General features: G+C 44.5%; 9 protein-coding genes. 3 read left to right on the top strand and 6 right to left on the bottom strand.

Annotated elements, in window-relative coordinates; genetic code table 11:
* On the bottom strand, positions 1-182 hold a 182-nt coding region (locus L4D12_RS08755), incomplete at its 3' end, for a transposase (protein WP_428447445.1).
* Positions 183-340: 158 nt separating this feature from the next.
* Here L4D12_RS08755 and L4D12_RS08750 point away from each other — a divergent pair.
* Together L4D12_RS08750 and L4D12_RS08745 are read left to right on the top strand one after the other, a co-directional pair.
* Entirely contained in the window at positions 341-952 is a 612-nt protein-coding gene (locus L4D12_RS08750; protein WP_428447444.1) for an imm11 family protein, read from the top strand.
* A gap of 406 nt (positions 953-1358) precedes the next feature.
* Entirely contained in the window at positions 1359-3278 is a 1920-nt protein-coding gene (locus tag L4D12_RS08745) for a methyl-accepting chemotaxis protein (RefSeq protein WP_428447443.1), read from the top strand.
* 109 nt (positions 3279-3387) lie between these two features.
* On the opposite strand, the gene L4D12_RS08740 is transcribed toward L4D12_RS08745, so the two are convergent.
* Both L4D12_RS08740 and malT read right to left on the bottom strand, forming a co-directional pair.
* Positions 3388-4068, bottom strand: a complete 681-nt coding sequence (locus L4D12_RS08740) for a DUF4336 domain-containing protein (protein WP_428447442.1) — start codon at positions 4066-4068, stop codon at positions 3388-3390.
* Between the two features lie 36 nt (positions 4069-4104).
* Positions 4105-6813 carry an HTH-type transcriptional regulator MalT gene (gene malT, locus L4D12_RS08735; RefSeq protein ID WP_428447441.1) on the bottom strand — a complete coding sequence of 903 codons (2709 nt, stop codon included), beginning with the start codon at positions 6811-6813 and terminating at the stop codon, positions 4105-4107.
* 488 nt (positions 6814-7301) lie between these two features.
* Between malT and L4D12_RS08730 the strand changes: the two genes are divergently transcribed.
* A complete protein-coding gene (locus tag L4D12_RS08730; RefSeq protein WP_428447440.1) occupies positions 7302-9761 on the top strand; it encodes a glycogen/starch/alpha-glucan phosphorylase in 2460 nt (819 codons plus the stop codon).
* Between the two features lie 19 nt (positions 9762-9780).
* On the opposite strand, the gene L4D12_RS08725 is transcribed toward L4D12_RS08730, so the two are convergent.
* From L4D12_RS08725 to L4D12_RS08715, 3 genes are all read right to left on the bottom strand, one after another.
* Complete coding sequence (locus L4D12_RS08725) at positions 9781-10089, bottom strand: DUF202 domain-containing protein (protein WP_428447439.1); 309 nt, start codon at positions 10087-10089, stop codon at positions 9781-9783.
* The gene (locus L4D12_RS08720) at positions 10086-10466 is read right to left on the bottom strand and encodes a YidH family protein (RefSeq protein WP_428447438.1); all 381 of its coding nucleotides are present in this window, start codon (positions 10464-10466) and stop codon (positions 10086-10088) included. Before L4D12_RS08720 ends, L4D12_RS08725 begins: the two co-directional genes overlap by 4 nt.
* Before the next feature lie 96 nt (positions 10467-10562).
* The gene (locus L4D12_RS08715) at positions 10563-12077 is read right to left on the bottom strand and encodes a sulfatase-like hydrolase/transferase (protein ID WP_428447437.1); all 1515 of its coding nucleotides are present in this window, start codon (positions 12075-12077) and stop codon (positions 10563-10565) included.

The following is a 12077-nucleotide window of genomic DNA, read 5'->3' as shown; positions in this document are numbered from 1 at the left end:
GAAGCTTTTGGTGCTTTCCCTTGGCGCTCTTCTCTTAGCTGGCGAACCCATTTATCCATCGTAGATTTGCCCACATTCATAGCTTGGGCCGCTTCAGTTACTGAGTAGTTTTGCTCTAGGACTAGCTGCGCTGCTTCTAACTTAAATTCTGCACTAAATAGTCGTCTTGTACGTTTTGTCATAATGTCACCTGTTAACTTATGAGGTGATGATATCACCTCTAACTAAGTGACCAAATTCACTATGCCACTACACTATGCCACCATGAGGATGAGTTAAAAGGGTATACTCTAGAAATACAAATATCTTTTGGAACAAATTGGTCACCAAAGAGGAAAATATGAATAACTATGAAGAACAATACTACAGAGTTTTTGAAGTTCCATTTAGGGAAACTTATCTTCATTTGAAAGCATCATTAGATACTGGTCGCCGTCGTTATAGCTTTACTAAATTAGATTTTGGAGATGGACCTATATTTTTCATTAATGCTGATAAAGGAGAAATGCCATTCATAGTAAGTGACTTTATTCTTCATGGTTTTTTCCCTGTAGTTTCAAAAAAAATTGCAGATAAACTAATGTCGCTTAACATCAATAACTTTCAATTGTTCCCTGCGGTCTTGATTGATGACGATGAGCAATGGCATGAAGAATTTTTTTTCTTTAATGCGTATGAAAATTTAGACTGTATAGATTTTAAACGCAGTGAGATACTCGATTATTCACCAGATGATAGTAGGCATGAAGTAATACAGTATAAATTCAAAAATGAAGTATTAGATTCGATTCAACTAGAAAATCGTCTAATTATACGCCCTGAAAAAGTCGCCGGCGGCGGGTTGCTAATTCATGAAAAGATAGTGAATAAGATCATTAACTATGTTAATGAGAATGAATTTAAATTCTTTAAACTGAGTGAATATAAATTAGGTGATGAATATAAGCTGTAATCCTGATTTCAGATAATAAGTGCATCACTCATGGAAAGGTGTAGAAGAAGTATATATAACTATACAGATGCAGTTAACAAGCAAATAACTCGCCTTTATTTTACATTTTTATTGTTAATTTTTTACGTGGTATACCATAAAAATCTAGCCCGATTCTCACATGGTGAAAATGAATTAAAAAAGACATGCCGATGTTGCATATTACCTGTTTATTCAGTGGGTTAGTGCATAATTAAGTGTAAAAAAGCTTGTGAAAAGATTGAACTCACACAATAATGCCGCGCTGTGTTTTTTGCGATAATTCATACGTCATTAGCAATAACAAGCGCTCTCTGCGCTTGATTTACTGATTGATTTGGGATGATTGCTTTTTATTAATGTCTCAGTCTCCATAGGTGAAAAGGATATGTTTGCTGTCCGCTTAAAAGATTTCGGTTTTCGTACATCGGTGTTGTTACCCAGTTTAGTGACCGGAGCTGTGATCCTGTGTCTTTCATTGTGGTTGTTTACCAATCACAATAACAGTGAACGCACTTATCGATCAGAGCGTGATCAACGTGTGGCCCATTTACAAACATCGACGGAATTTGGCCTGAAAATTTGGCAAGCCCGGGTTGCATTGACGACGACCTGGTCTAATCCGCGAGATCTTGCGTTAGTTGATCGTACTGATGATCAGATTAAAGCATTGGTTGATATGGCAAAGCGTTACACACCAACAACGTCGCAAGGGGAGACTCTGAAACGGCTAGTAATGGAGTATAGCCAGCAAGCTGAAGTGATGTTTGCGTTTTATTATACGCTGGATAACGCCGTCAAATATGGTGTGATTGGTTCTAGTAAGTATTTTAATGATTACTCGATGCATGTGAGCGATGAAAATACGCTCTATTCACCAGAATGGGTGAGCAAGGCCACGCTCGCCATGAACAATATCGCTTCCGCACGCCTTAATTATAATGGTTTTGTTGCGGGGATGCGTGAGAGCTATTTAGCGAATGCAATTAAAGGGATAAATACAGGTATAGAGATACTGAAACAGAACCAAGATGATAAAGAAACCGCAACAGCGTTAAAGGCAGCCCTTCGTTATCAGGAAACACTGATGACCTTGGATCGTGAGTTACCGGCATACCAAGCGGCACACACGAAATCAATTCAAATGGGGCAGGAATTTAATCGCGAGTTAAGCGTCCAGCAAAACCAGTTAGGAGCAGAAGGCTTTGAGTTTGCGGATGAATTATTACAACGTAATAGCGATACGAATAATCTGACCATTGGTTCACTCTGGGCGGCATCGGCACTGGCGATTATGATTGCATTGTTGGTTGTACGCAGCATGCAAGGTCAGCTTCAGCTGCTAATTCGTTCCGCAGAAGCCATTGGTAATAAAGATCTGAGCCTGAAGCCCGTTGATGATGGAAGCAATGAGTTTGGTGACCTATCGCGTCTTATTGACAATATGAGAGCGAATATTCATCACATCGTGGGTCAGATTGTTGAGTCGAGCACGCAACTGAGCAGTGCATCTGAAGAGGTGAGTGCCATCTCGGTGCAATCGTCAGTAAGTATGCGTAGTCAGCAAGAGCAGCTCAACTCACTGTCTGTGGCGATGGAAGAAATGCGAGCTACTTCTTCGGATATTGCATCCAATGCTGAGAGCTCTGCCAATGCGACTAACGGTGCCGCCGAAAATGCTAAGGTGGGAGGGGAAGCGATTCAACGTTCTGTTACCGCAATCCGTTCTGTTGAAGAAGAGATGCATATCACCACAGACAGTATTCATAAGTTGGTAGAAGAAAGTCAACGCATCGGCTCGATTGTCGACGTGATAAACAGTATCGCAGATCAGACTAACTTGTTGGCACTTAATGCCGCGATTGAAGCAGCACGCGCTGGAGAGCAGGGCCGAGGCTTTGCGGTCGTGGCTGATGAAGTTCGCTCACTTGCGACGCGTACTCAAGAGTCAACTGGTGAGATTGGGGCAATTATCTCCCGATTGCAAGAGCAAGCGGCTGCTGCTGAAGAGACAATGATTGTCAGTGTTGAAAAAATGGTTCAAGGCGTGGAAGCCGTCAGCCGCAGTGGTGAGGTGATCAGCGAGATGAACCGAGCAGTGACTGACATCTTTGATATGAGTACCCAGATTGCGAGTGCGACTGAGCAACAAACAGCTGTATCTGAAGAGCTGGGAAATAATATGGGGCACATTACTCAGGCCGCCAATGAAGTCACAGAAGGGGCCGAGCAAACCACTCGCGCGAGTGAAGAACTGGCAAGCTTAGCTTGTCAGCTGCAAGGTATTACGTCGCAGTTTAAGCTCTAATATACTAAATAATAGGCAAATTCAAAAACCGAGTGCATTGAATGTGCTCGGTTTTTTGCTTTTCCACTATGAAGTTCCCCCAAATTATACCAATCGGTATTATACAGGGCTATTTCATTGCCCATTTGAATGCTTGGTAAAAGCGTGCCTTACCATCGTGTTCTATGTTATGGCCGTGAGATAGAATGATGCGATCAAAAGGCCAGGTCAGGATTTCCTGTAATGATTGGCGCAAGCGTGGTTTATCGTTAAATGTTCGGCGCCAGTATAGTGGCATTGCCGGAGACTGATAGCAGCCATTTGCGATACCTAATCCAAAGGTGAATAGGTTACGGGTAGGGCTAAACCAAGATAGTGTGTCTCCTACAATGAGGGTGTTCGCTATCGGATCGCAGAAGATCACTTCTTCCATTTTATCACTCCCTCTTAGTAGTGTTTGATAGAGCTGATGGCGCCACAGATCAGGGCATTTAGCGCTGAGCGCATTATCAAAAACTAAGTCTGTGCGTTTATTCTCTAACCCGGGAGGCGCGAAAAACAATGCATTAGGGTAAGCCAACCACCATTCTGAGAGGAACAGGTGATGGTTCATATTAGGGGTAACAACGGCGTAAACGGTACCTAAGGTTGTCAGTTCCAGTTGTAATTGTGCTGTTAACTGGATCGGAGAGTGAATGAGTAATTTACCATTTTCTAATTTGATCACAGTCATTCTGGCACCGACAGGAATGCCGTTCAATTTGAACGGCATGTCCATATACCAGAGCCTATCCTTGTGCCACTCAATCATCAGGTTATCCTTAACCAGTGATGAAGCCCTGAAAAATTAGAAGCCCATCAGTTTTAATAAATTTTCCGCTGTTTCAATTGCTTGTTGACGATTTGCGATGTTGAGTTTTTGATACAAATTACGGATATGTGTCTTGATAGTGGTCGAGGCGACATCAAGTTCTGACGCGATTTGCTCATTACTGTAGCCAGTGTAGATTAACCCAAGCACTTGCCATTCCCGCTGTGTCAGCGGGCTGGTACGGATAAGCTCTGGAACGTCAGGAAGATTAAGTAATTTTTCAACAAAGCTCTCATCAAAGTGGACTGATCGATTACGCTCTTTACTGGTCATTTCCCTCAGTAGTTGCCGAGCTCGGTGCAGCTCGAGTTCATTAAGCGCCTTAGTTTCAATCAGTTCTTGCAATAGATCACAAATATCACTGCCATCAGAGAGGAAAATCCCGACCATACCCGTACTGTTGGTGAGTGTTAGGGCTTCCTTGATGTGATTTAGAGCTAGCTCCCTGCGATTTTGTCTCTTACTCAGCACAGCTTGTACCACAAGATTTCGATTTTTGTCTGTGATCAAGTTATGTTTCTTACAGCTTTCTTCCAGCATAGCAAAGATAGTTTCAGCACGGTCATAATCACCGACATTGGTGCAGGCTCGACCAATGTTGCGCCATTGCAGCTGTTGGAAGTGGTTACAGGCGACTTCAGGTTGTTCAGCTTGATCCAACCAGTTTTGGATGTTGGTGATATTGCCAGTATTTTGCCAGTAAAGCAGGTTGGCGAGATCAGTATTGGCTCGCCAATCGATATGATAAACAGAACGCTCCATCATACTGTTACACATATCTAAATATCGCGCGCCTTTATCTTGCTCCCCACGGGTGATTGCGATACGAGCAAGCATGGAATAGGCATGCAGTAATTTGGTATCATCATAGGGCGCTAAAACGTCAAGACTCTTGAGCGCGGCTTCTTCCGCTTCATCTAAACGGTTCCAGCACCAGAGAATTTGAGCGCGTAAACGCAGCAGGAATTCATGCAATGGCACTTGTTGTAAATGTTGTTCTTTGACGAGTTTGAATGCCTGATCAAGCAATTCAAAAGCATTTTGAACGTAACCTTGAGCAAGTAAAATTTCACTTTGTTGTAATAGCGCCCACAGTGCCTGATGATAAACATGGTATTGACGAGCCATTTTTTCTGTCTGCTGCATCATGGGTAATGCTTGGCTTAAATTGCCCAGACAGTGGTGTACTTCGCCAACGACAGACGTTGCTACAATACGGCTACGGTAAGTGGTTGATGGAAGCTGTCCCAGCGCTTGTTCAGCTAAAATCAGTGCTTCTTCAGGTTTACTTTGGTTAATGGCGACCTGCGCACGAAGGGCGTTGAACTCCCCTTGCAATGCATCATCCAGAACGATGTCGCGTTTAATGAGTTCACGTTCGGTTACTTCAATCATCTCACCGACATAGTTATATCGGTGCTGACTTTGTACCAGCCACATTCTAAGCAGGCATAGACGCGGGTGGGTATAGAGTAAGTCAGGTTCGATGCCTGCTATCGTATCTTCAAGCAGTTTGATCTCACCGTGGTGGAACATGTCCCAGCCGTAATCACTAAGAATAGTCACAATTAGTTCATTATCACTGCTTTTTTGAGCATGCAGTAATGCTTGCTGCGGTGCATTTTGTTTTAGCCATGCCTTGGCCGCGAGAGCATGTAGTTCTGAACGTTGTTGCGGAATTTGAGAATAGCGTTGATGGCGAAGGAATTCAGCAAACAGGTTGTGGAAGCGATACCAATTGTTGTCTCCTTCGAGCGTGTTTAGGAACAACCCAAAGCGGTTGAGTGATTCAAGCATGGCCAGAGCATCACTACGCCCAGTTAGATCGGTCACCAATTGGGCGTTAAATATATCTAATACCGAACATTGTAATAAGAAGTGTTGGATTTCGCTGTTGAGCTGATCAAACACTTCTTCTGCAAGGTAATCCCATAAATGCGCACGGTTAAAATTAGCCATCGATTCAGCGGATTCGACTAGCATATTAGGCCGCTGTTGGGCGTGGAGTGCGATGAGTTGAAGCGCTGAAGGCCACCCTTCAACTTGCTGATGAAGAGTGCGAAGCACTGTCGATTCGATGTTTTCACCCACTCTTTTATTAAAGAAGCGCTCAGTTTCTTCTTCATCGAATGCCAGGCAATCATTATCGACTTCAATGAGAAGATCACGAATACGTAAGTTAGCGGTCCCTAAAGGCGGTAAGGTACGGCTGGTGACGACAAGGGTAATATTGTCGGGCATGTTTTTCAGGAAAAAGCGCATTCCATCATGTATATCGTCATTATGGATGACGTGGTAGTCATCAAGAACCAGATAGGTTTGTTGTTGATAATCGCTTAATTCGCTGAAAAGTTCACTAAATAGGGTTGATAAACAGGCGAACTGACGTCGTTCAGCCATGGCTTGTGTTTTGGGGCAGGCATTTGATGATGCTTTATTGATTGACTGCAAGAGGTAGTTTGCAAATCGAAACGTATCATTATCGTTTTCATCGATGTTAAACCAGCCTGTATGCGGATGCTCATTTAGCCATTGAGCAGCCATTGTTGTTTTTCCAAATCCGGCGGGTGAACGAAAGAGTACAAGGCGATAGAACGGAGCCTGATTAAGGGTGTCAAGCAGGCGAGGGCGTAGAATCGCATTATGTAAGCGCGCTGGGCGAGTCAGTTTAGATGGTATCCACATAGTCTAGCTATCTTATTGTAAGGTTTAGTCCATTACGCTCTGAGTGTTGTTATCACTTAGCTTTTTGTATTTGCATTATTTTTAGAGCGGTTATGCCGTTACGCATTGATTATATTGCATGAAAATAATCTTGCGGCATTTGATCTGGTCCATAACTTTACATTTCAATGGGCGTAAATCAGTAACTCTTGCTTTCTCATCCCTAGAATTATGACCTGGTTCACACATATAAGATTTATTGCTCATGCATAAGCATCTTCTTGCACCATTAAATATACCTATATGATATGAAGTATGTTGCATCAATTGGAAGGGCAGTGTTCTTCTACACCCGTTTTATATGCGGACGATCACAGAAAGCAGCAAAGGGGGGCGACTACGCCCCTAATACTCCTCCCTCTACCTCCGTTTGTCGGGAGGATGTTTTGGGTATGAAACACAGGCAACATAGATATCAGTCGGAAATAATCCTAGAGCGAGATTGAACCATGTCAAAAAATGGTCAGACACAACAATTTGATAAGGCTGCGTTTAAGGCGGCAGTTGAAAAGCATTTAACGACAACTTATGCAAACACACCTACTACAGCGACACCGCGTAGCTGGTATTTGGCCATGGGCCGTGCCTTGGCAGAAATAAGTACCGGTAACCTGCTGGCAACAGAGCAGAAGCTAGCCGAAGACAATGCGCGTAGTGTTAACTACCTATCCCTTGAATTTTTGATTGGCCGCCTGACGGGTAACAACCTGATCAGCATGGGGCTATATGAAAACGTTGCGATGGCAATGGAAGAAATGGGTCAAAACCTAACAGACCTGCTAGAAGAAGAGCGCGATCCCGCTTTGGGTAATGGTGGGCTAGGCCGTCTTGCGGCGTGTTTCATGGACTCACTGGCCGCTCAAGAATATCCAGCGGTTGGTTATGGCTTACATTACCAATACGGTTTGTTCCGTCAGTCTTTTGTTGATGGTCGTCAGGTTGAAGCACCTGATGCATGGCGTGGTCTTGAAGGTTATCCGTGGGAAGTTATCCGTCCGGAGCTGACTCAGCAGGTGAATTTATACGGTCACGTTGAAGCATACACCGATGAAAATGGTATCGCTTGTCGTCGCTGGGTGCCTGCCATGACAGTTGAAGGTATCGCGTGGGATTTACCTATTGTGGGTTACAACAATAACAGTGTTTACCCATTACGCCTGTGGGAGTGCCGTTCAACTGCGCCATTTAACCTCGCCCGTTTTAATGATGGTGACTATGTAGGGGCACAGTATCCAGAGCTTGAAGCGGGTAATGTGACCAAAGTGCTGTACCCAAATGACAACCATGAGCAAGGAAAAGCGCTGCGTCTCATGCAGCAGTATTTCCATTGTGCTTGTTCTATTGCCGATATTCTGCGCCGTCATCATGCCGCCGGCAATGCCATTGATACCTTGGCACAACTCGAAACCATTCAGCTAAATGATACCCATCCAACCATCGCGATCCCTGAATTGATGCGTATTTTGCTGGATGAATACATGCTGAGCTGGGATGCAGCATGGGCCATTTCGTCCAAGACATTTGCTTACACCAACCACACATTACTGCCAGAAGCACTGGAAACATGGAGTGAGGCACTGATCCAGCAGATGTTGCCACGTCACATGGAAATTATCTTTGAAATTAACCATCGCTTCATGCAGTTGGTTGAGCAAAATTGGCCGGGTAATAATGCTGTAAAACGCAAGCTGTCTATTATTCAGGAAGGCCCTCAGCGGATGGTTCGCATGGCTAACCTGTGTGTTGTGAGTACCTATGCGGTAAACGGTGTTGCGGCTCTTCACTCTGATCTGGTGAAGCGTGATCTTTTCCCTGAGTTTAACGAACTCTTCCCAGGCCGTTTAACCAATGTGACAAACGGTGTGACGCCTCGTCGCTGGATCAAATACTGTAACCCAGGCTTATCGACGCTCATCAGTGAGAAGGTCGGGGACGACTGGCCGGCTCATCTGGAAAAAATTGCAGGCTTAGCCAAATTTGCTGACGATAGTGCATTCCAGAAGCGCTATATGGCCGTGAAGAAAGAAAATAAGCAGCGCTTGGCTGACTGGGTTGCTGAAAACATGGGCATCGAGCTAGATACCGATGCGATCTTTGATATCCAAATTAAACGCTTGCATGAATATAAGCGTCAGCACCTGAACCTATTGCATATTCTGTCGCTGTATCACCGTCTGCTGAATGACCCGACATTCGACATGCACCCACGCGTCTTCTTCTTTGGCGCCAAAGCGGCACCGGGTTACGCATTAGCAAAAGACATTATTTTTGCCATCAACAAGGTTGCAGAGAAGGTTAATAATGACCCACGTTTAGCGGGTAAATTAAAAGTGGTCTTTATTCCTGATTACCGTGTGAGTCTGGCTGAAATTTTGTTCCCAGCGGCTGATGTGTCTGAGCAAATTTCTACCGCAGGTAAAGAAGCATCAGGAACCGGCAACATGAAGTTTGCCATGAACGGCGCATTGACCATCGGTACGATGGATGGTGCAAACGTTGAAATGCGTGAAGAGCTTGGGGATGACAACATCTTCATCTTCGGTCTGTTGGTTGATGAAGTGCAGCAACTCAAGCAAGAGGGTTACGACCCTTACCGTTATTATCAGGCAGACAGCCTATTGCGCGCGTCGTTGGATTTACTGGAAACGGATGAGTTTACGCCAGGTAAACCCGGTCAACTGGCGGCAATTCGTCATAACTTGCTGGATGGCGGTGATCCTTATTTAGTCTTGGCAGACTTTGCGGATTATCTGAAAACACACGAGAAGATCGATACGCAATACCGTGATCAAAAGATGTGGGCGCGTAAAGCCATCCTGAACACGGCATTGATGAGTAAGTTCAGTTCAGATCGCAGTATTCGTGATTATGCGAATAACATTTGGAAGCTAGAACCCGTTATACAGTGATCTGAATGTTGGCAGAGCTCTACCGTCCGAAAAGAAACAGTATATACAACACATTGGTACCCATAATGATGGTTGACAGGAGGCGTTTAACGTTGACCTCTCTTGGGGTGACAGCTATTGCGTTGGAGAACCGTTGAGTAAAACGGATGTGGCTGTAATAGGTGAGCGTCACCGCGAAGGTGATAAAAAGAATGCCAACTGCGGTGAGCCATAGTGAGTGGGTAAGGATGCCCACTCTTATCAATGCAATACCCACCACACACATGACCAGTTCGGTGCGTAGCCATGACATCTCGGTGCGTTCAGGCTGTAATCCAGGATCTCTCATATGACGATCACGGAGATGATCACACCCGCGAGCAATAGCATGACAATACTGATGGCTTTTAAAAATCCGGTATAGTGTAAAGCCTCATTATGCCGCATTGCCTGCTCATTACTTGACCAGCGGCGGTAGGCAAAGAGTGCCAGCAAGCCAGAACATAGACAGAGTAGAGCGGAAATACCAATGCGAATGGTAGGGTTGGCTAATTCTGGGGTCAGTTGATCTATACCAATGGCACCAGCAAGCAATGCAAGGGCAGTGCGTACCCAGGCGAGGTAGGTCCTTTCGTTAGCAAGTGAAAAACGGTAATCCGGATCCTCACCACGTTCTCGCCAGTTTTCTCGCAAGCTCGGTTGTGTCGTTTTTGTTTGTTGTGTCATGGTGTATTAGACCTTTATACTCAAATAGCCCAAATCGGAAGAAGCATAAAGCATCGTTCGAAGTAGGCTACTTGTTATTGATCACGGATAAGTTTGTCAGAATTTCTGTTTTTTATCTTCGATCTTAATCCCTACCGTTTTCAGTCCGGTATCGTAGTCACGCACGGTGGGCGAATAGCCATCATTCGGTCTTGGCCTGAAGGCACCCATCCATTGTGGCTTCTTATCCGTTCGCCATGGACGGGTCGCCCACTCAAACGTTCTGAATGGGTCACGGATTTTATCCATATAAGCTAATAAATGATCGTGTAGGTGGTTTCTTATCTCTGCGTAATCAGGATGTTCAATCAGATTAGAAAGCTCATCTGGGTCTTGATTTCTATCGTACAACTCATCAGAGGTAAAGAGGTTAATTACCAGCTTAAAATCGTTTTCGACCCACGCTCGCATAGGGATAAAACCACCGAAGCTGTCATGTTCAATTTCGTAACGGTTGAATTCGATCATCACCCCACGCTGCTGATCCGGTGTCTTTACAATATCTAGCAGGTTTTCACCTGGCATGATTTCTGGTTTCTCAATCTCAGCAATGGCCATGAGCGTCGGCAGTATATCGATATGGCTGACAGGGGTATTCAATTGCTTTGCCTGCGTCATATTCTTCGGTGGGCGGATGATTAACGGAATACGAGTAATGTCATCATAAGCGGCAGAGCCTTTACTGATGAGCTTATGTGCGCCCATCATTTCACCATGATCTGAGGTATACACCACCCATGTATTCTCGAGTTCAGAGGCATCAAGGGTTTGGATAACCCGGCCAATTTGATCATCAACAAAATCATTGCAGGCAAAATACAATGGGTGATGGTATTGGCCTTTTGCATTTACCGGAGCTGGCATTGCATCAGACCATAGCTGATGGTGCTGTGGCTTCTGGGATAAGTCATCAAATGCTTTCGCCCCGAGATCGTAATAAAAGTTTTCGTATTTTCGAATGTACTCCACCGGACAAGTGAACGGGTGGTGCGGTTCATCATAAGAAAGCACCATTAAAAAAGGTGATTGATGACGCTGCGTATCATTAAGGTAATGAATGGCACGTTCAGAGATCCTATCAGCCCAAGTGAACGTATCAGTAATGTTATGCTTTTCAATTTCTTCTGCTGTATTTAAGCCGTTACGCCATAGTGAAATTTCATCTTTTGTCAGCTCTGCCAAATAATTAGCACCGTCATACCAATAGTCAGGATCCCACTCATCAGGGCATTGACCTGTACCAAAGTAATCGTGGCCATCTAAATGCCATTTCCCGATATAACAGGTTTGATAGCCCGCATCTTTGAAATAGCGCCCCATGGTTGAAATGTTTTTCCCGAGGGCGACATTGTTGGTCCAGGGTCCAGATTGATTCGCATAAATACCCGTGAAAAGTCCGGCTCTGGCTGGGGTACAAACCGGGGCACAGGTAAATGCGGAATTGAATTGATAACCCTGATGCGCAAGGCTGTCGATATGATTTGTATTCAAAGCCTGATCCGAATAGCAGCCTACCATATTAGTAGCTTGTGTATCAGTCATGATCAGAATGATATTGGGTTTGTTCATCAT

Origin of the sequence: Photobacterium nomapromontoriensis (assembly GCF_050336815.1) — a bacterium.
GTDB lineage: Bacteria > Pseudomonadota > Gammaproteobacteria > Enterobacterales > Vibrionaceae > Photobacterium > Photobacterium nomapromontoriensis.
The sequence above is the reverse complement of the archived record's forward strand: the minus strand, read 5'-3'. Positions and strand labels throughout refer to the sequence as shown.

Bases quoted from the DNA above. Each gene is read 5' to 3' on its own strand.
- L4D12_RS08750 (WP_428447444.1), top strand. From the start codon at position 341: ATGAATAACTATGAAGAACAATACTACAGAGTTTTTGAAGTTCCATTT.
- L4D12_RS08745 (WP_428447443.1), top strand. From the start codon at position 1,359: ATGTTTGCTGTCCGCTTAAAAGATTTCGGTTTTCGTACATCGGTGTTG.
- L4D12_RS08740 (WP_428447442.1), bottom strand. From the start codon at position 4,068: ATGATTGAGTGGCACAAGGATAGGCTCTGGTATATGGACATGCCGTTC.
- malT (WP_428447441.1), bottom strand. From the start codon at position 6,813: ATGTGGATACCATCTAAACTGACTCGCCCAGCGCGCTTACATAATGCG.
- L4D12_RS08730 (WP_428447440.1), top strand. From the start codon at position 7,302: ATGTCAAAAAATGGTCAGACACAACAATTTGATAAGGCTGCGTTTAAG.
- L4D12_RS08725 (WP_428447439.1), bottom strand. From the start codon at position 10,089: ATGAGAGATCCTGGATTACAGCCTGAACGCACCGAGATGTCATGGCTA.
- L4D12_RS08720 (WP_428447438.1), bottom strand. From the start codon at position 10,466: ATGACACAACAAACAAAAACGACACAACCGAGCTTGCGAGAAAACTGG.
- L4D12_RS08715 (WP_428447437.1), bottom strand. From the start codon at position 12,077: ATGATGAACAAACCCAATATCATTCTGATCATGACTGATACACAAGCT.